This is a genomic window from Pseudomonas sp. E1BtOHC1 (genome assembly GCF_058744285.1).
On the sequence record NZ_CP196023.1, the window covers coordinates 6,386,064 to 6,405,729 of the forward strand.

Consider the following 19,666-nt stretch of genomic DNA (forward strand, 5'->3'; position numbering starts at 1 on the left):
CTATTACAAGCCTTGATAACCGCCCCTCGTAGCTGCCAGCACTGCGACTTCTGTCACTCCCGAGACTGCGACCCAGGATCATTCATTTGATTGATATCTATAAAATGACCGCTCGTTCACTTTCGACCTTTGACAGCGGTGTTTCTTGTCTATATTTTTTCGTTTCTGAATATCCTGCGGTAGATCCAAGGTTGCACCCAGTAGCAAGACGAGGCCGGAATGGGGATTCCGTCTTCGTTGGAAGTCGCGCTCCATGCCTTTTGCAGCAGCGCCAGACAACAACAAAAATCGAGGTTCACAATGACAACTGCTCTGCAACAACCGTCGCTATCGGGCCAATGCATGGCCGAGTTCCTGGGTACTGCACTATTGATCTTCTTCGGCACCGGTTGTGTCGCCGCGCTCAAGGTCGCGGGCGCCAGCTTCGGTCTGTGGGAAATCAGCATCATCTGGGGGATCGGCGTGAGCATGGCGATCTACCTGACCGCCGGGGTCTCCGGCGCGCACCTGAATCCAGCCGTGAGCATCGCTCTGTGCCTGTTCGCCGACTTTGAAAAACGCAAACTGCCGTTCTATATCCTGGCCCAGGTTGCCGGCGCCTTCTGCGCGGCGCTGTTGGTTTACACGCTGTACAGCAATCTATTCTTCGATTTCGAACAATCCCACCAAATGATCCGTGGCTCCCAGGCCAGCCTGGAACTGGCTTCGGTGTTCTCCACCTTCCCCAACCCGGCGCTGTCCACTGCCCAGGCGTTCCTGGTGGAAGTGGTGATCACCGCGATTCTCATGGGGGTGATCATGTCCCTGACCGATGACAACAACGGCTTGCCTCGCGGCCCGATGGCGCCACTGCTGATCGGCCTGCTGATTGCCGTGATCGGCAGCGCAATGGGCCCGCTGACCGGCTTCGCCATGAACCCGGCACGGGACTTCGGTCCTAAACTGATGACGTTCGTGACTGGCTGGGGTGAAATCTCCTTCACCGGTGGCCGTGACATTCCGTATTTCCTGGTACCGATCTTTGCCCCGATCCTCGGTGCCTGCCTCGGTGCTGCGGCCTATCGCGGGCTGATTGCCCGGCATCTGCCCAGCGCTGTCGCCGCCTCCGAGGCCGAACCGGCCGTAGAGGGCAAAGTCAAAGTTTCTTGAATCTCGCGGCGCGTGATCCTGCCCAAATCGATCACGCGCCTGTTTCCAACCCCTTATTTCGTCCAAGGCAATCGACATGACCGACATTCAGAATAAGAACTACATCATTGCCCTTGATCAGGGTACGACCAGCTCCCGGGCGATCATTTTCGACCGCGATGCCAACGTGGTCTGCACTGCCCAGCGTGAATTCGCCCAGCATTACCCACAGGCCGGCTGGGTCGAACATGACCCAATGGAAATCTTCGCCACCCAGAGTGCGGTGATGGTGGAAGCCCTGGCGCAGGCCGGCCTGCATCACGACCAAGTGGCCGCTATCGGCATCACCAACCAGCGTGAAACCACCGTGGTCTGGGACAAGACCACCGGCCGCCCGATCTACAACGCCATTGTCTGGCAGTGCCGCCGCAGCACCGAGATCTGCCAGCAGCTCAAGCGCGACGGCCTGGAAGACTACATCCGCGACACCACCGGCCTGGTTACCGACCCCTACTTCTCCGGCACCAAGCTCAAGTGGATCCTCGACAACGTCGAAGGCAGCCGCGAGCGCGCCCGTAGCGGCGAACTGCTGTTCGGCACCATCGACAGCTGGCTGATCTGGAAATTCACCGGCGGCAAGACCCACGTCACCGACTACACCAACGCCTCGCGCACCATGCTCTTCAACATCCACACCCTGGAGTGGGACGCGAAGATGCTGGAGGTGCTGGACATCCCGCGGGAAATGCTCCCGGAAGTGAAGTCTTCGTCGGAAATCTATGGCCGCACCAAGAGTGGCATCGCCATCGGCGGTATTGCCGGCGACCAACAAGCCGCGCTGTTTGGCCAGATGTGCGTCGAGCCGGGCCAAGCCAAGAACACCTACGGCACGGGTTGCTTCCTGCTGATGAACACCGGCGACAAGGCGGTGAAATCCCAGCACGGCATGCTCACCACCATCGCCTGCGGCCCCCGCGGCGAAGTGGCCTATGCCCTGGAAGGCGCAGTATTCAACGGCGGCTCCACTGTGCAGTGGTTGCGTGATGAACTGAAAATCATCAACGACGCCCATGACACCGAATACTTCGCCGGCAAGGTCAAGGACAGCAACGGTGTGTACCTGGTACCAGCCTTCACCGGCCTGGGCGCTCCCTACTGGGACCCCTATGCCCGTGGCGCACTGTTTGGCCTGACCCGCGGCGTACGCGTGGACCACATCATCCGTGCCGCCCTGGAATCCATTGCCTATCAGACCCGCGACGTGCTCGACGCCATGCAGCAGGATTCCGGCGAACGCCTGAAAGCCCTGCGGGTGGACGGCGGCGCGGTAGCCAACAACTTCCTCATGCAATTCCAGGCGGACATTCTCGGTACTCAGGTTGAACGCCCGCAAATGCGCGAAACCACAGCCCTGGGCGCGGCCTACCTGGCAGGCCTGGCCTGCGGTTTCTGGGGCAGCCTGGAGGAACTGCGGGGCAAGGCCGTGATCGAGCGCGAGTTCGAACCACAGCTGGCGGAAGCGGAAAAAGAAGGCTTGTACGCAGGCTGGAAGAAAGCGGTAAGCCGCACCCGCGACTGGGAACCCCACGACGAGGTCAAATAAGCCAAGCCGTGGATTGGTAACTGCTTGTAACTGGTCGGGAGGGGATTCCTGCGGCATCATGGGCAAATTTTGCACGGCAGCCCAAAGGAAGCCCCATGAATCTGCCTCCCCGTCAGCAACAAATCCTCGATCTGGTCCGCGAACGCGGTTACGTCAGCATCGAGGAATTGGCCCAGCTGTTCGTTGTTACTCCGCAAACCATCCGCCGCGATATCAATCAGCTGGCGGAAGCCAATTTGCTGCGCCGCTATCACGGCGGCGCGGCCTATGATTCCAGCGTAGAAAACACCGCCTACGCCATGCGCGCCGACCAGATGCGCGACGAAAAGCAACGCATCGGCGAAGCCGTTGCCGCGCAGATCCCCGATCACGCCTCGCTGTTCATCAACATCGGTACCACCACCGAATCCATCGCCCGCGCCCTGCTCAACCACAACCATCTGAAGATCATCACCAATAACCTGCACGTGGCCTCAATGCTCAGCGCCAAGGATGATTTCGATGTGCTGCTCACTGGTGGCAATGTCCGCCGTGACGGCGGCGTGGTCGGCCAGGCCAGTGTCGACTTCATCAACCAGTTCAAGGTGGATTTCGCCCTGGTGGGCATCAGTGGCATCGACGAGGACGGCAGCCTGCTGGACTTCGACTATCAGGAAGTGCGGGTATCCCAGGCGATCATCGCCAACGCCCGACAAGTGATCCTCGCCGCCGACTCCAGCAAGTTCGGGCGCAACGCCATGATCCGCCTCGGCCCCATCAGCCTGATCGACTGCCTGGTCACCGACCAGCAACCGGTACCGGCCCTGAGCCAACTGCTCAACCAACACAAGATCCGTCTCGAAGTGGTCTGACCCCCCCCTACCCTGCGGATCCGGCCGCACTCGAACGACGAGCCTCGACGCCTCATCGCTTTCGAAATCGCCGCGGCCGATCCCCACCCTACAGCCCAAAGCAACATCAGCGGCTACAGTTAATCCTCGATAATGTTCGAAAACTTTCCTTTAGCCCTGCTTCGATCAGTTTTTTCAATCGAGGCGCGCTGGATGCGTTCATCTTTATGCGCTAGTATTTTCGAAAATGAACATTAATGTTCGAATTCAAATATCCAAGCAACACGAGGCCTGTCGATGCCCACTTCTACCTTGCCCGCGCGCCCTCTTTCCGAGGTTTACGATATCGCCGTCATCGGCGGTGGGATCAATGGTGTTGGAATTGCCGCGGATGCGGCAGGTCGCGGCTTGTCCGTGTTCCTTTGCGAAAAAGACGATCTGGCCAGCCATACCTCCTCGGCCAGCAGCAAGCTGATCCACGGCGGCCTGCGCTACCTCGAACATTACGAGTTCCGTCTGGTGCGCGAAGCCCTGGCCGAACGTGAAGTGCTGCTCGCCAAGGCCCCGCACATCGTCAAGCCCATGCGTTTTGTCCTGCCACATCGGCCGCACCTGCGCCCGGCCTGGATGATTCGCGCCGGCCTGTTCCTGTATGACCACCTGGGCAAGCGGGAAAAGCTCGCAGGCTCTCGCAGCCTGAAGTTCGGCGCTGACAGCGCCCTGAAGGCCGAGATCACCAAAGGCTTCGAATACTCCGATTGCTGGGTCGACGATGCGCGCCTGGTGGTACTCAATGCCATGGCCGCCCGCGAGCACGGCGCCCACGTACATACCCAGACCCGTTGCGTCAGCGCCCGGCGCAGCAAGGGCCTGTGGCAACTGGATCTGGAGCGTGCCGACGGCAGCCTGTTCTCCATCACCGCCAAAGCCCTGGTAAACGCTGCAGGACCCTGGGTCGCCAAATTCATCAAGGATGATCTGAAGCTGGAATCGCCTTACGGCATCCGCCTGATCCAGGGCAGCCATCTGATAGTGCCCAAGCTGTACGAAGGCGAACACGCGCACATTCTGCAGAACGAAGACCAGCGCATCGTCTTCACCATCCCCTACCTCGACCAGTTCACTCTGATCGGCACTACCGACCGGGAATACACCGGCGATCCGGCCAAGGTGGCGATTACCGAAGCAGAAACCGATTACCTGCTGCAAGTGGTCAATGCGCACTTCAAGAAGCAACTGAGCCGCAGCGACATCCAGCACAGCTATTCCGGGGTTCGCCCGCTGTGCAACGACGAATCCGATAACCCTTCGGCGGTGACTCGCGACTACACCCTGGCCCTGTCCGCCACGGGTGACGAGGCTCCGCTGCTGTCCGTGTTCGGCGGCAAGCTGACCACCTATCGCAAGCTGGCGGAATCAGCCATGGCGCAACTGGCGCCCTACTTCAGACAGGCCAAGCCCAGCTGGACCGCCACAGCCACCCTGCCCGGCGGCGAGAACATGAGCACGCCACAGGCCCTGGCAGAAGCCATCCGCAAGAAGTTCGACTGGGTGCCCAGCCAGATCGCGCGCCGCTGGGCCACCACCTACGGCAGCCGCACCTGGCGCCTGCTGGAGGGCGTACACAGCCTCAGCGACCTGGGCGAACACCTGGGTGGCGGACTCTATACCCGTGAAGTGGATTACCTGTGTGCAGAGGAATGGGCACTGAAGGCCCAGGACATCCTCTGGCGCCGGAGCAAGCTCGGCCTGTTCACCACGGCGGCGCAACAGCAACAGCTGGAAGACTACTTACAGAAGGTCGAGCACAACCGCGGCAAGATCAAGGCAGCCTGAGTAGCTCGGATAGACAAAGCCCCTGCACCCTAAGGTTCAGGGGCTTTTTTATGGGCGACGCATTGAACGTTTCGCCGGCAAGCCGGCTCCTACAGGTGTCGGACGCGCATTCGGTTTTCCGAACGCAACCCCGAAGAGGATTCGGATAACCGGATAATCTGCTGCAAAAAACTTCGCAATAAATATTTAATACCCTTTGAAATCAAGGCCTTGACCATGATCAATGGGTCTGGCACGACTCATGCTCTACACTGTGCGACGAATGCCTGTCGTGCCAACACAACAGGAGCCGTCAAGGCATTCGCTGTATAAAAGAGCCGTCGAACTGGCTTCATAAAAAAAACAAATGTCGAGGAAATATTGATGCGCATCGTTCCCCATCTGTTGGGCGCAGCTATCGCTGCCGCTCTGATTAGCACTCCAGTTTTCGCTGCCGAGCTCACCGGCACACTGAAGAAAATCAAAGAGTCCGGCACCATCACCCTCGGACATCGCGACGCTTCCATCCCGTTTTCCTACATCGCTGACGCTTCCGGCGTGCCAGTGGGCTACTCCCACGACATCCAGCTGAAAATCGTCGAAGCGATCAAGAAAGACCTCGACATGCCTGACCTCAAGGTCAAGTACAACCTGGTCACCTCCCAGACCCGTATCCCACTGGTGCAGAACGGCACCGTAGACGTCGAGTGTGGTTCCACCACCAACAACGTCGAACGTCAGCAACAGGTCGACTTCTCCGTCGGCATCTTCGAAATCGGTACCCGTCTGCTGTCCAAAAAGGACTCGACCTACAAGGATTTCGCTGACCTCAAAGGCAAGAACGTAGTGACCACCGCCGGCACCACTTCCGAGCGCATCCTCAAGGCGATGAACGCCGACAAGCAGATGGGCATGAACGTGATTTCCGCCAAGGACCACGGTGAGTCGTTCCAGATGCTGGAATCGGGCCGCGCCGTTGCGTTCATGATGGACGACGCGCTACTGGCCGGTGAAATGGCCAAGGCCAAGAAACCTGCCGACTGGGCCGTGACCGGTACTCCTCAGTCCTACGAAATCTATGGCTGCATGGTGCGCAAGGGCGATGCCCCGTTCAAGAAAGCCGTGGATGACGCCATCGTCGCCACCTACAAATCGGGCGAAATCAACAAGATCTACGACAAGTGGTTCCAATCGCCGATCCCACCAAAAGGCCTGAACCTGATGTTCCCGATGAGCGACGAGCTCAAGGCCCTGATCGCCAACCCGACCGACAAAGCGGCTGACGACAAAAAGTCCTGATTCCTGACTAACCTTATCTCCTGAAGGGGCCCTGCCCTTTCAGGAGTCTGTCACTACCTGCTGGCATTTTTTTGGAAACACTCGAACCGGTGGTTGTCGAGCCGATCGTGTGTGCCTGATCGTCATGATCAGGCGGGAACGGACGTCCCCAGGCGGGTGCTTGTACATCGAACGATCTGAGGGGTAACCCTAATGAATTACAACTGGGACTGGGGCGTGTTCTTCAAGTCCACCGGCGTGGGCAGCGAGACCTATCTCGACTGGTTCATCACCGGTTTGGGCTGGACCATCGCCATCGCCGTGGTGGCCTGGATCATCGCGCTGCTGCTGGGTTCGATCCTGGGTGTCATGCGCACCGTGCCGAACCGTCTGGTGTCGGGCATCGCCACGGTCTACGTGGAGATCTTCCGTAACGTGCCGCTGCTGGTGCAGCTGTTCATCTGGTACTTCCTGGTACCGGACCTGCTGCCGGCCAACCTCCAGGAGTGGTACAAGCAAGACCTCAACCCGACCACCTCGGCCTACCTGAGCGTTGTCGTGTGCCTGGGCCTGTTCACCGCCGCGCGGGTTTGCGAACAGGTTCGTACCGGCATCCAGGCGCTGCCACGCGGCCAGGAATCCGCCGCTCGTGCCATGGGCTTCTCGCTGCCGCAGATCTACTGGAACGTGCTGCTGCCCCAGGCCTACCGGATCATCATTCCGCCGCTCACCTCAGAGTTTCTCAACGTCTTCAAGAACTCCTCCGTGGCGTCCCTGATCGGCTTGATGGAACTGCTGGCCCAGACCAAACAGACCGCCGAGTTCTCGGCCAACCTGTTCGAAGCCTTCACCCTGGCTACCCTGATCTACTTCACCTTGAACATGAGCCTGATGCTGCTGATGCGCCTGGTAGAGAAAAAAGTATCGGTCCCCGGCCTGATCTCCGTGGGAGGTAAATAATGGAATTCGACTTCTCGGGCATCATCCCGGCCATTCCCGGCCTGTGGAACGGCATGCTGATGACCCTCAAGCTGATGGTCATGGGCGTGGTCGGCGGGATCGTCCTCGGTACCTTGCTGGCACTGATGCGCTTGTCCCACAACAAGCTGCTGTCGAACCTGGCCGGTGCCTACGTCAACTACTTCCGCTCGATTCCGCTGCTGCTGGTGATCACCTGGTTCTACCTGGCGGTGCCGTTCGTGCTGCGCTGGATCACCGGCGAAGACACCCCGATCGGTGCGTTCACCTCCTGCATCGTGGCCTTCATGATGTTCGAAGCGGCGTACTTCTGCGAAATCGTCCGTGCCGGCGTGCAGTCCATTCCCAAGGGCCAGATGGGCGCTGCCCAGGCACTGGGCATGAGCTACGGCCAGACCATGCGCCTGATCATCCTGCCCCAGGCGTTCCGCAAGATGACCCCGCTGCTGCTGCAGCAGAGCATCATCCTGTTCCAGGACACCTCCCTGGTGTACACCGTGGGCCTGGTGGACTTCCTCAACGCCTCGCGCTCCAGCGGCGACATCATCGGCCGCTCCAATGAATTCCTGATCGTTGCCGGTCTGGTGTATTTCACAATCAGCTTTGCCGCCTCGCTGCTGGTCAAGCGTCTGCAAAAAAGGTTCGCCGTATGATCTCTATCAAGAACATCAACAAGTGGTATGGGGACTTCCAGGTGCTGACTGATTGCAGCACCGAGGTCAAGAAAGGTGAAGTGGTGGTGGTCTGCGGGCCGTCCGGCTCGGGCAAGTCCACCCTGATCAAATGCGTCAACGCCCTGGAACCCTTCCAGAAAGGCGACATCGTGGTCGATGGCACCTCCATCGCCGACCCGAAGACCAACCTGCCGAAACTGCGTTCTCGCGTGGGCATGGTGTTCCAGCATTTCGAGCTGTTCCCGCACCTGACCATCACCGAAAACCTGACCATCGCGCAGATCAAGGTCCTGGGCCGCAGCAAGGAAGAGGCCACCAAGAAAGGCCTGCAACTGCTGGATCGCGTCGGCCTCGCCGCCCATGCCCACAAGCACCCGGGCCAGCTTTCCGGCGGCCAGCAACAGCGTGTGGCCATTGCCCGCGCCCTGGCCATGGACCCGATCGTCATGCTGTTTGACGAACCCACTTCGGCCCTGGACCCGGAAATGGTCAACGAGGTGCTGGACGTGATGGTGCAACTGGCCCAGGAAGGCATGACCATGATGTGCGTGACCCACGAAATGGGCTTTGCCCGCAAAGTGGCGAACCGGGTGATCTTCATGGACAAGGGCCAGATCATCGAAGACTGCCAGAAAGAAGAGTTCTTCGGCGATATCAGCGCCCGCTCCGAACGTGCCCAGCACTTCCTCGAGAAGATCCTGCAGCACTAAAACCCGCGTTCCTGTAGGCGCCGGCGTGCCTGCGATGGGACGGCATCTGACTCCCCTATCGTCAGCGCCGCCCTTATCGCCGGCAAGCCGGCTCCTACAGACACTGCGCAGTGGTTGACCCAAGGCATCTGTGATGAAATGCGACCCCACTCTCTATCGCGCCGCGCCGCCATCACTCGCCGTGAAACCCCGTCTGATCCGTCACCTGTTTCTACCGCCCCTGGTCATCTTGCTGATGATCGGCCTGGGCTACGTCGGCTTCTGGATCAGCGAGCACAACGGCATTCGCAGCCTCAGTGAAAATGGCGAACGCCAGCTGGAACTGCACGCCCGCGCCGTAGAAAGCGAGATCAGCAAATACACCTATCTGCCCAGCCTCTTGGAGCTGGAATCCAGTGTCTCCAGACTGCTGGCCGATCCCTCGCCGGAGCACCGGCAAACCGTCAACCAATACCTCGAAGGCCTTAATCGCCGCAGCCGCAGCCGGGCCATCTATGTCATGGACACCACCGGCCGGGTACTGGCCACCAGCAACTGGCGCGATGTCGACAGCTACCTGGGTGAAGACCTGTCCTTCCGCGCCTACTACCAGAACGCCGTACGTGGCCAGCCCGGACGTTTCTACGGCATCGGCAGCACCAACGGCGAGCCCGGCTACTACCTGGCCCACGGCCTGGAAGAACAAGGCAAGATCATCGGCGTGGCGGTCGTCAAAGTGCGCCTGGAGGCCCTGGAGGAACGCTGGCAGCGGGCCCGCCTGGAAGCCTTCGTCAGTGACGAGAACGGCATCATCATCCTCTCCAGCGACCCGGCGCGGCGCCTGAAGTCGGTTCGTCCCCTGAGCGACGACACCAAGGAACGCCTGGCCCGCAGCCTGCAGTACTACTGGTTCCCCCTCAACGAACTGGAACCCCTGGCCCGAGAACGCCTGGCCGAAGGTGTGGAGAAGCTGACTTTTCCCGCCAACACCGAACTGGTGTCCGACGACAAGGCCATCAGCTACCTGTCCCAGACCCGGCCGCTGAGCGACACCCCGTGGAACTTCACCCTGCTTACGCCCCTGCAGGACCTGCGCCGGGAAGCCATCAACCAAGGCATCCTGGTGGCCGTGGCCTTTGCCTTGGTGGCCTTCCTGCTGATCGCCTGGAATGAACGGCGCAAGGTCATCGCCACCCGCCTGGCCGCCCGAGAAGCCCTGCAGGAAGCCAACAGCCAGCTGGAACGACGGATCACCGAACGCACCGCCGACCTGCGGGCCAGCAACGAGCGTCTCAAGGGGCAGATCCGCGAACGCCGCCAGGCCGAAGAAACCCTGCGCCGAGCCCAGGACGAACTGGTCCAGGCCGGCAAGCTGGCGGCCATCGGCCAGATGTCCACCAGCATCGCCCACGAACTCAACCAGCCCCTGGCAGCGTTGCGTACCCTCTCCGGCAACACCGTGCGTTTCCTTGAGCGCGGCGCCCTGGACACTGCCAGCGCCAACCTCAAGACCATCAACGAATTGATTGATCGCATGGGCCGCATCACCGCCAGCCTGCGCTCTTTCGCCCGCCGCGGCGACGACCAGGGCCAGGCCAGCCTCGACAAGGCCGTGGACGCCGCCCTGCAACTCCTCAACGCACGCATCGAACCCTTGCCCCTGCTATTGCACCGGGCCTTCACCGAGCAGACCCTGCAGATCGACCAGACCCGCCTGGAACAGATTCTGGTCAACCTGATCGGCAACGCCCTGGACGCCATGCAGGCACAACCGGCGCCGGAACTGTGGCTGGAAGGCGAGCCCGGCGACGGCAAGTATCGTCTGCGGGTACGCGACAACGGCCACGGCATTGATGCCGAAGCGCGCAAGCATCTGTTCGAACCCTTCTTCACCACCAAACCCGGCGAACAGGGCCTGGGCCTGGGCCTGACCCTGTCCGCCAGCCTCGCCGCCGCCACCGGCGGCAACCTGGGGGTGGAACATCCGGCAAGCGGCGGCACCGCCTTTGTCCTCAGCTTGCCCCTGGCAAGCCCCAATCAAGCCGAGCCGATATGAACAACGAGCTGACCGTGCTGATCGTCGAAGACGACCCCCATGTCCTGCTGGGTTGCCAACAGGCCCTGGCCCTGGAAGACATTCCCTGCATTGGCGTGGGCAGCGCCGAAGAAGCCCTGGCCCAGGTCGGGGAGAACTTTCCCGGCATCGTGGTCAGTGATATCCGCCTGCCGGGCATCGATGGCCTGGAACTGCTGACCCAACTCAAGGCCCGGGATCGCAGCCTGCCGGTGGTGCTGATCACCGGTCACGGTGATATTTCCATGGCCGTGGGGGCGATGCAGAAAGGCGCCTACGACTTCATGGAGAAACCCTTCTCTCCCGAACGTCTGGTGGACGTGGCCCGCCGCGCCCTGGAACAACGGGGACTGGCCCGGGAAGTGACTTCCCTGCGCCGCCAGTTGGCCGAACGCAGCTCCCTGGAAGGGCGGATCATCGGCCGCTCGCCGGCCATGCAAAATCTGCGGGAGTTGATCGCCAATGTCGCCGACACTTCGGCCAACGTGCTGATCGAGGGCGAAACCGGTACCGGCAAGGAACTGGTTGCCCGTTGCCTGCACGACTTCAGCCGCCGCCACCAGCAACAGTTCGTCGCCCTGAACTGCGGCGGCCTGCCGGAAAATCTGTTCGAAAGCGAAATCTTCGGCCATGAGGCCAACGCCTTCACCGGGGCCGGCAAACGTCGTATCGGCAAGATCGAGCACGCCCACCAGGGCACGCTGTTCCTCGATGAAGTAGAAAGCATGCCGATCAATCTGCAGATCAAACTGCTGCGAGTACTGCAGGAGCGGACCCTGGAGCGCCTCGGTTCGAACCAGAGCGTGGCCGTGGATTGCCGGGTGATCGCGGCCACCAAATCGGACCTGGACGAACTGAGCCGGGCCAAGGAATTTCGCAGCGACCTGTATTACCGCCTCAACGTAGTGACCCTGGAACTCCCGCCCCTGCGCGAGCGCCGCGAGGACATCCTGCAACTGTTCGAGCACTTCCTGCAGCAGTCGTCCCTGCGTTTCGACCGCGCCGTACCAGAGCTGGACAACCAGACCCTGTCGACCCTCATGAGCCACGACTGGCCGGGCAACGTGCGCGAGCTGCGCAACGTCGCCGAACGCTTTGCCCTCGGCCTGCCGGCGTTCAAGAAGTCCGGCAGCAGCAGTGCCCAGGGCCTGGGTTTCGCCGAAGCGGTGGAAGCCTTTGAACGCAACCTGTTGAACGATGCCTTGCAGCGCAGCGGCGGCAACCTGACCCAGGCCAGCCAGGAACTGGGCATGGCCAAGACCACGCTGTTCGACAAGGTCAAGAAGTACGGCCTGAGCCACTGACCCGAGGCGCACCCGTTATGGATCTATTGTTGAAGGCCGCCCTGGGCGCGGCGGTGGTGGTGATTCTGGCGGCCCTGGCCAAGACCCGGAACTACTACATCGCCGGCCTGGTGCCGCTGTTCCCGACCTTTGCCCTGATTGCCCACTACATCGTCGGCAAGGGCCGTTCCCTCGATGACCTGAAGACCACCATCCTGTTCGGCATGTGGTCGATCATTCCCTACTTCGTCTACCTGGCGACACTCTATGTGATGGTCGACCGCCTGCGCCTGGAAGCGTCCCTGGCAGTGGCTGCCGTGGCTTGGCTGATAGCCGCGACGATCCTGGTCAGCGTCTGGGTGCGCCTCCACGCCTGAGTCCCCTCCACTCCCGTAGGAGCGAGCTTGCTCGCGAACCGGCCGACGTCTTCTTCGCCGGCAAGCCGGCGCCTGCGGGAGCGGGGCTGGCCCGACCCTTGCATTTACCCTGTAAAGCCCGCCCAGCCTGCGTTTCAGCCTGATCACGCAGTTTTATGGAGGGCGCTGCCATGGGTAAAGAACACCTTGAACATCTTAGATCTCGACCACAGCCTGACCGCCCAGGAGCCCATAGTGCGGCGCCTGAAAAGCGGCCAGGCGCGACGCCTGGACCTGCTGGACCTGGGCCCCAAGCTGCGACTCTGGTCCACCGAACGCACCTACCGTCATTTCCGCGAGCGCCTGGGCCAACGCCCCCGGCACAGCGGCCCGCAACCGGAAATCTTCTTTGTCGGCTCCGGCGACTATCACCACCTGACCCCGGCCTTTCTCAGCGATCTGCCCGAGCCGGTCAGCCTGATCCACTTCGACAATCACCCGGACTGGGTACGCTTCGCCCCCCGCCGACACTGCGGTTCCTGGGTCAACCGGGCACTGAAGCTGCCGAATATCCAGCGCATCGTCACCCTGGGCCCCTGCAGTGAAGACCTGCACAACCCGCAACTGCGGGGCGGCAACCTCGGCGCCCTGAAGCACGGCAAGCTGCAGCTGTTTCCCTGGCAACATGCGCCGTCCAAGGTCTGGGGCCGGGTCGGTGACGGTGCCGGGCACCAGCAACAGGAAAACCACCTGCACTGGCGCAACCTGGCGGACCTGGACTGGCAAGCCTTCCTGACCCAGATGATTGATAGCCTGCCCACCGAGGCGATATGGATCACCATCGACAAGGACGTGCTGGCCAGCGAGGACGCCGCCACCAACTGGGACCAGGGCGGCATGCGCCTGACCCACTTGCTGCAGGCGCTGCGCGAGCTGGCGGCGCGCAAGCGGGTCCTGGGCATCGATGTCTGCGGCGAGTTCGCCAAGCCGGCCTTCAGCAATGCCTTCAAGCGCTGGGAAGCCAAGTCCGATCAACCTCCGGCCGAACGCTGGAGCCAGGACGACCTGCTGCGCAACTCAGTAACCAATGAAGCCCTGATCTCGCTGTTCGAGGAGCTGTTCCCGTGACCTTGACCGTTGTTCTGTTAGTCGCCTTTTCCATTGTCCTGGACGTCATCGGCCAGCTTTGTTTCAAGCTCGGTCTGGACCGCCTGCCGGAGCTGGAAGGCGGCTTTCGCCTGAATGCCTTCTGGGGCCAGGTGTTCAATGCCCCTCTGCTGTGGTGCGGTATCGGGGCCTATGTGATCGAGTTTTTCGTCTGGCTCGAAGCCCTGTCCCGGGCCCCTCTGAGCCTGCTGTTTCCGGCTGCGGCCCTGGCCTATTGCGGCGTGGTACTGGCGGGCAAGGTGGTGCTGGGCGAGACCGTCAGCCGGCGGCGCTGGATGGGTACGCTGGTGATCACCGCCGGGGTGATGCTGGTTTGCGTGGCCAGTACCTGAGCCTTATTCAACGAATAGAAGGAAACGTTTCATGAGTTCGAACACCTCCCACGGCTGGCTGCACGAGCGTCTGGGCACCATCGTGCTCTGGGCCCTGCTGATCGGCTTCGAGAGCGCCGGCCAGATCGCCACCAAGGTCGGCGGCGACCAATTGGGGCAGATGGATTTCAACCTGCAATGGCTGGCGGCGGTAGCGGTCAATCCTGGCGTTTTGCTGGCAATTGCCTGCTATATCGGCGCATTTTTCGTGTGGATGCTGATATTGCGTCGTAGCAGCCTGTCCCTGGCCTTCCCCTTGAGTTCCCTGGTCTTTGTCGTGGTGCTGCTGGGCTCCTGGCTGGGCCTGGGCGAACAGATCAGCCTGCTGCACTGGGTCGGGGTCTTGGTGATCATTGGCGGGATTGCCCTCTTGGCGGAGGGAGAAGAGGCCTGAGGGCCTCTTTGCTAAAGCGAAGGGATGTTGTGTAGGAGCCAGCTAGCCGGCGAAGGCGATCTTGCCGGCCCCTTCGCTGGCAAGCCAGCTCCTACAGCCACGGGGTTTAGGCCTTGCGGTGGGCAACCAGGAATCCCAGGCCGTGGGATACGGATATCACTTTCACCCCCGCCGCCCGCTGCTGTTCGCGGATCTCGCGGTGGAAGGCCTTGACCTTGGTCCAATGCATTTTCGGCCGGTAATGGTGCTCGGCGTGATAACCGTTGTTCATCCAGATCAGGTTGTACAGCGGGCTATAGGAACTCACGCCCCAGGCAATCGGCAGGTCCGGATTGCCCCCCAGATGCTCGTAGTAGCCATTGAGCGACGACAGCGACTGCCCCAGGTACCAGAACGGCAGCAGTACCAGCACCGCATGCCAGTCATACAGGGCCAGGGCCAGGTAGAACGCCACTGTGACGCCGATCTCCACTTTTACCCAACGTGCATCGTCAGGCCGTTTGCGCTGCATTTCCTGATAGATCTCCTTGGGATCGTCGCGAAAAAAGCTCAAAAAAGTGTAGGCCCAGGGATTGTCCGGCTGGCCATTCTTGCCATGCAGGTAGATCGATAGCGGGTCCACGGTCTTGCCGTGGGCGTCTGGCAGATCGGAGTTGCCCCGGTGATGACGGTTGTGAATGTCGCGGTACAGGGTCTGGGAGAAACCTATGGTCACCGACAGCAGCAGATCGAAGGCACGGTTCATCCACCCGGGGGTGAAATAGGCGTTGTGGATCTGGTTGTGGGAAATGCTGTTGATGCTCCACGACAGGCTGACTGAATACAGCAGGGCTGCCGGGGCGATGAACCACCAGGACAGGGCGTGGAAATCCAGCACCAGCCACAGGACGAAGGCGAAATGCGCCACGGCCATGACAATCGGAATCAGGTCCCAAAGGGAATAGGCCAGTAGACGGTAGGCAGGTCGAGCCATGAAAAACTTCCTGAGAAATTGAGTACATGGCCGTCATTGCAAAGGCCAGACCAGTTTTCCCTGGAAGCGCCGCAGGCCGGGTTGCGGCCTGCGGCAGTGTGCCTCAGAACTTGTAGCTGATGGCGGTCTGCACCTGGCCCTGGTTGACCTCGCCCCGCTGGCGAACGATGGAGCTGTCCGCCGCGGAGTTGACCAGGCGGATCCAACTGGCGCTGGCCACCAGCGACCAGTTGTTGCCCAGTGGCACCTGGATGTTCTGGCTCAGGCTGAAGTTCTGCAGGCCGCCGCCGGCACTGTAGCGATCGATACCCGAAGCCAGGGCTTCCTTGGCGTTGACGCCATAGAAGGTCTGACTCTGACGGGCGTCGGCAAAGTGCAGGGTCAGGTTATTGCTGCCGATGATGCCCATGCCCAAGGGGTAGCCGATCTCGCCTCCGACCTTGCCCAGCATGCCGCCCTGGCCACCGGCACCGCCGACGGCCTGGCCCACGGCGGCGAACACCCGCCAGAAGTCGTCAGGGGCGTATTGCACGAAAGCCCCGACATCGGCCATGTCGCGCACGTCCCGCAAGCCGCGCAGGTCGCCGTCGGCGTTACGTCCCTGCAGGTAGTTGATATAGGGGCCGGCGCTGAAACCATTGCCCTTGAACGCATCCCAGGTCAGGCCGTCGTCGGTACTCAGGCTGACGTCGCCCCAGTCCAGGTCCAGGTATGGCAACGGCACGGTGTCATAGCTGCTGCCCGTGGGGTCATGGGGTTGATAGCCGACGCCCAGGCCCAGTTCGCCAGTGATGTCGGAATCGGCAAAGGCACCACAGGCAACGGTCAGCGACAGCAAGCCGGCGAGTAAAGCGGGGGAAGAAAGCCGGGGCATGAATGAGTTTCCTTGTCTGAACATGCGCGCATCAATCATCAGAGCGCCCCTCGGGCGCAAGCACTGATGTTGTTTGTAGCAACCTACAAAAATTGTAGCAAGAACCCTACAAATCTCCCGCCACCCTCGCCAGAGCCCCAGCCCTGCTGGGTTTTTGCAACTTGGCACAGTCCCTGCTGTACCCCTGCCGCAAGCGCAAACAGCGCTCTTATTCAACAGGTAACAGCAGATGATGCACTGGCATATCGTATGTGACTTCGACGGGACCATCTCCCGCGCCGACGTGATCGATAACGTTCTCCAACGCTTCGCCGACCCGAGCTGGGAAGGCATAGAGCAGGAATGGCTGGACGGTCACATCGGCTCCCGAGAATGCCTCAGCCGCCAACTGGCCCTGGTCAAGGCTTCGCCCGCCGAACTGCTGGGCTACTTCGACAGTGTCGAAATCGACCCGGACTTCCCCGACTTCGTCGATCACGTGATCGGCCTGGGCGCTTCCATTGAAGTGGTCAGTGACGGCATCGAGCAAGGCATCGCCCGCATCCTGGCACGCAACTACGTGACCCTGCTGCCGATCCTCGCCAACCGCCTGCGCCAGGTCGACCACAACAGCTGGCGCATCGACTTTCCCTACGCCAGCGACGCCTGCCGCGCCGCCTCCGGCAACTGCAAGTGCAAATCCACCCCACGGGGCAAACGCGTGCTGGTGATCGGTGATGGCCAGTCGGACATGTGCGTGGCCTCCACCGCCGACTTCGTCTTCGCCAAGGATCGCCTGGCCGACTACTGCGAACGCAACAAGATTCCTCACGCTCGGTTCGACTCCTTCGCCGAACTGCCGGCGCTGTTGGCAAAACTGCCGAACAACGCGGCCAACGCGACCAATTTCTCCCTTGAAACCCAGGAACTCTTCCACCATGTCTGATATCCGCATCGCTACCCCAGAAGACCAGATCCTTCTGGAAAAAGAAGCCAAGTACTGCTCCTACGGCGATACCGTTCACTACATCGAACCCCCTCGTATCTTCAGCCGCTGCGAAGGTTCCTACGTCTGGGACACCAGCGACCAGGCCTACCTCGACCTGCAGATGTGGTACTCGGCGGTGAACTTCGGCTACGCCAACCCGCGCCTGAACAATGCCCTCAAGCAACAGATCGATACCCTGCCGCAGATTGCCAGCCAGTACCTGCACAAAGGCAAGATCGAACTGTCGGAAATGATTGCCGTGGACGCCAAGAAGAAGTTCGGCCTCGACGGTCGCGTGCACTTCAACGTCGGCGGTTCGCAGTCGGTGGAAGACTCGCTGAAAGTGGTGCGTAACGCCACCAACGGCAAGAGCCTGATGTTCGCCTTCGAAGGCGGCTACCACGGTCGCACCCTGGGCGCTTCGTCGATCACCTCCAGCTACCGCTACCGTCGCCGCTACGGCCACTTCGGCGAGCGCGCGCAGTTCATTCCGTTCCCGTACCACTTCCGCGGCCCCAAGGGCATGACCAAGGAAGAATACGGCAGCCACTGCGTGCAGCAGTTCGCCCGCCTGTTCGAGACTGAATACAACGGCGTCTGGGACCCGAAAGTCGGCCAAAGCGAATACGCGGCCTTCTACGTCGAGCCGATCCAGGGCACCGGTGGCTACGTGATCCCGCCCATGAACTTCTACAGCGAGCTCAAGCATGTGCTGGACCAGCACGGCATCCTGATGGTGGTGGACGAAATCCAGATGGGCTTCTACCGCACCGGCAAGCTGTGGTCCATCGAGCACTTCGACGTCAAACCCGACGTGATCGTGTTCGGCAAGGCACTGACCAACGGCCTCAACCCGCTGGGCGGTATCTGGGCCCGTGAAGAGCTGATCAACCCGGGCGTGTTCCCACCGGGATCGACTCACTCCACCTTCGCCTCCAACCCGCTGGGTACTGCGGTGGGCCTGGAAATGTTCAAGATGACCAGCGAGATCGACTACGGCGCGATGGTCATGGAAAAGGGCAAATACTTCCTGGCCGGCCTGCAAGACCTGCAGAAGCGCTACCCGATCATCGGCGACGTCGACGGCCTGGGCCTGGCCCTGCGCTGCGAAATCTGCACCACTGACGGCTTCACTCCGGACAAGGCGACCCTGGACTTCATGGTCGAGGAAGGCATGAAGGGCGACATCGAAATCGACGGCCAGCGCCTGGGCCTGATCCTCGATGTGGGCGGCTACTACAAGAACGTCATCACCCTGGCCCCGTCGCTGGAAATCAGCTACGCGGAAATCGACCTGGGCATCGCGCTGCTGGACCGCCTGCTGGATCGGGCCATGAAGCGATGAGCGCCGCTGAGATCGATCTGGGCGAAGGCGACGCCGGCTTCGTTCTCGGCACGGGTCCGGTCGGGGTCTTGTTGATCCACGGCCTGACCGGCACCCCGACGGAACTCCGTCGGGTGGCCCAGGGCCTGGTCAAGGACGGTACGTGCACGGTGTACGTACCGACCCTGCCCGGGCACTGCGGGGACAACAGCGACCTGCAGGCCACCGGCTGGCAGGACTGGTACGAGGGCGTGCGCAAGACCTTTGTCGGCGTGCAGCAGCGTCACGAGCAAGTGTTCGTCGGCGGCCTGTCCATGGGCGCAGTGATGTCCATGTACCTGGCGTCCGAACATCCGGGGCAGATCAGCGGCCTGCTGATGTATTCCACAACCCTCAAGTACGACGGTTGGAGCATCAACAAGCTGGCGTTCCTCACCCCGTTGCTGATGAAGATCCCCTTCGGCGTGCACATCTGCCGCTTCGAGGAAAAACCGCCCTACGGCATCAAGAACGAACGCCTGCGGGCCATTGTCGAGAAACAGATGAAGGCCGGCGAAAGCAGCAATGCCGGACTCCTGACCATGGAGGGCGTGACGGTGCGCGAGTTGCATCGGATGAACGCCGTGGTCAAGAAACGCATGCCTTCGATCATGACCCCGGCCCTGGTGCTGCACTCCAGCGAGGACGACATCACCAGTCCCTGGAACGCCGACTACGTGGAGCGCAAGCTCGGCGGCCCGGTGACCAAGATTCTCCTCGACAACTGCTATCACATGATCACCGTGGACCTGCAATACCAGCGGGTGATCGAGTTGAGCGCGGACTTCATCCAGCAGCGAGTGGTTGCACCTGCGGTGCGCGAAGACTACCGACAGCTGGCATGACTTA

Annotated in this window: 19 protein-coding genes; 17 read left to right on the top strand and 2 right to left on the bottom strand. The window is 61.2% G+C overall.

The window, feature by feature from the left end; translation table 11 throughout:
• The first annotated feature begins 300 nt into the window (after window positions 1-300).
• The 14 genes from ACSSVC_RS28835 to ACSSVC_RS28900 all read left to right on the top strand — a co-directional run bounded on the left by ACSSVC_RS28835 (window position 301) and on the right by ACSSVC_RS28900 (window position 14,640).
• Window positions 301-1,149, top strand: coding sequence for an MIP/aquaporin family protein (locus ACSSVC_RS28835; protein WP_346632517.1), 849 nt, complete (start codon window positions 301-303; stop codon window positions 1,147-1,149).
• 76 nt (window positions 1,150-1,225) lie between these two features.
• Window positions 1,226-2,731, top strand: coding sequence for a glycerol kinase GlpK (gene glpK / locus ACSSVC_RS28840; protein WP_346632518.1), 1,506 nt, complete (start codon window positions 1,226-1,228; stop codon window positions 2,729-2,731).
• Between the two features lie 95 nt (window positions 2,732-2,826).
• Entirely contained in the window at window positions 2,827-3,582 is a 756-nt protein-coding gene (locus ACSSVC_RS28845; RefSeq protein ID WP_346632519.1) for a DeoR/GlpR family transcriptional regulator, read from the top strand.
• Between the two features lie 276 nt (window positions 3,583-3,858).
• Window positions 3,859-5,397, top strand: a complete 1,539-nt coding sequence (glpD, locus tag ACSSVC_RS28850) for a glycerol-3-phosphate dehydrogenase (protein WP_346632520.1) — start codon at window positions 3,859-3,861, stop codon at window positions 5,395-5,397.
• Window positions 5,398-5,760: 363 nt separating this feature from the next.
• Window positions 5,761-6,675 carry a glutamate/aspartate ABC transporter substrate-binding protein gene (locus ACSSVC_RS28855; protein ID WP_102860472.1) on the top strand — a complete coding sequence of 305 codons (915 nt, stop codon included), beginning with the start codon at window positions 5,761-5,763 and terminating at the stop codon, window positions 6,673-6,675.
• Window positions 6,676-6,867: 192 nt separating this feature from the next.
• A complete protein-coding gene (locus ACSSVC_RS28860) occupies window positions 6,868-7,614 on the top strand; it encodes an amino acid ABC transporter permease (RefSeq protein ID WP_123726042.1) in 747 nt (248 codons plus the stop codon).
• The gene (locus ACSSVC_RS28865; RefSeq protein ID WP_346632521.1) at window positions 7,614-8,285 is read left to right on the top strand and encodes an amino acid ABC transporter permease; all 672 of its coding nucleotides are present in this window, start codon (window positions 7,614-7,616) and stop codon (window positions 8,283-8,285) included. The genes ACSSVC_RS28860 and ACSSVC_RS28865 overlap by 1 nt, the downstream gene beginning before the upstream one ends.
• Complete coding sequence (locus ACSSVC_RS28870; RefSeq protein ID WP_016964662.1) at window positions 8,282-9,016, top strand: amino acid ABC transporter ATP-binding protein; 735 nt, start codon at window positions 8,282-8,284, stop codon at window positions 9,014-9,016. The genes ACSSVC_RS28865 and ACSSVC_RS28870 overlap by 4 nt, the downstream gene beginning before the upstream one ends.
• A gap of 133 nt (window positions 9,017-9,149) precedes the next feature.
• A complete protein-coding gene (gene aauS / locus ACSSVC_RS28875; protein ID WP_346632522.1) occupies window positions 9,150-11,051 on the top strand; it encodes a two-component sensor histidine kinase AauS in 1,902 nt (633 codons plus the stop codon).
• A complete protein-coding gene (aauR, locus tag ACSSVC_RS28880) occupies window positions 11,048-12,373 on the top strand; it encodes a two-component response regulator AauR (protein ID WP_346632523.1) in 1,326 nt (441 codons plus the stop codon). The genes aauS and aauR overlap by 4 nt, the downstream gene beginning before the upstream one ends.
• A gap of 26 nt (window positions 12,374-12,399) precedes the next feature.
• Window positions 12,400-12,729 (top strand): GlpM family protein, encoded by a 330-nt coding sequence (locus ACSSVC_RS28885; protein ID WP_169892259.1) that lies wholly within the window; start codon window positions 12,400-12,402, stop codon window positions 12,727-12,729.
• Between the two features lie 186 nt (window positions 12,730-12,915).
• Window positions 12,916-13,836 carry an arginase family protein gene (locus ACSSVC_RS28890; protein WP_346632524.1) on the top strand — a complete coding sequence of 307 codons (921 nt, stop codon included), beginning with the start codon at window positions 12,916-12,918 and terminating at the stop codon, window positions 13,834-13,836.
• Window positions 13,833-14,207, top strand: coding sequence for a DMT family transporter (locus tag ACSSVC_RS28895; protein WP_115580793.1), 375 nt, complete (start codon window positions 13,833-13,835; stop codon window positions 14,205-14,207). Before ACSSVC_RS28890 ends, ACSSVC_RS28895 begins: the two co-directional genes overlap by 4 nt.
• Before the next feature lie 31 nt (window positions 14,208-14,238).
• Complete coding sequence (locus tag ACSSVC_RS28900; RefSeq protein WP_025129629.1) at window positions 14,239-14,640, top strand: DMT family transporter; 402 nt, start codon at window positions 14,239-14,241, stop codon at window positions 14,638-14,640.
• A gap of 106 nt (window positions 14,641-14,746) precedes the next feature.
• Here the strand turns inward: ACSSVC_RS28900 and ACSSVC_RS28905 are convergent, their stop codons facing one another.
• Both ACSSVC_RS28905 and ACSSVC_RS28910 read right to left on the bottom strand, forming a co-directional pair.
• Window positions 14,747-15,613 carry a fatty acid desaturase family protein gene (locus ACSSVC_RS28905; protein ID WP_346632525.1) on the bottom strand — a complete coding sequence of 289 codons (867 nt, stop codon included), beginning with the start codon at window positions 15,611-15,613 and terminating at the stop codon, window positions 14,747-14,749.
• Between the two features lie 103 nt (window positions 15,614-15,716).
• Complete coding sequence (locus tag ACSSVC_RS28910) at window positions 15,717-16,487, bottom strand: MipA/OmpV family protein (RefSeq protein WP_346632526.1); 771 nt, start codon at window positions 16,485-16,487, stop codon at window positions 15,717-15,719.
• A gap of 229 nt (window positions 16,488-16,716) precedes the next feature.
• Between ACSSVC_RS28910 and ACSSVC_RS28915 the strand changes: the two genes are divergently transcribed.
• Genes ACSSVC_RS28915 through ACSSVC_RS28925 form a run of 3 tightly spaced genes read left to right on the top strand, consistent with a single transcriptional unit; the run spans window position 16,717 to window position 19,662 of the window.
• Complete coding sequence (locus ACSSVC_RS28915; protein ID WP_011063137.1) at window positions 16,717-17,412, top strand: HAD-IB family phosphatase; 696 nt, start codon at window positions 16,717-16,719, stop codon at window positions 17,410-17,412.
• A complete protein-coding gene (locus tag ACSSVC_RS28920; RefSeq protein ID WP_346632527.1) occupies window positions 17,405-18,799 on the top strand; it encodes an aspartate aminotransferase family protein in 1,395 nt (464 codons plus the stop codon). Before ACSSVC_RS28915 ends, ACSSVC_RS28920 begins: the two co-directional genes overlap by 8 nt.
• The gene (locus ACSSVC_RS28925; RefSeq protein ID WP_346632528.1) at window positions 18,796-19,662 is read left to right on the top strand and encodes an alpha/beta hydrolase; all 867 of its coding nucleotides are present in this window, start codon (window positions 18,796-18,798) and stop codon (window positions 19,660-19,662) included. The genes ACSSVC_RS28920 and ACSSVC_RS28925 overlap by 4 nt, the downstream gene beginning before the upstream one ends.
• Window positions 19,663-19,666 lie beyond the last annotated feature (4 nt).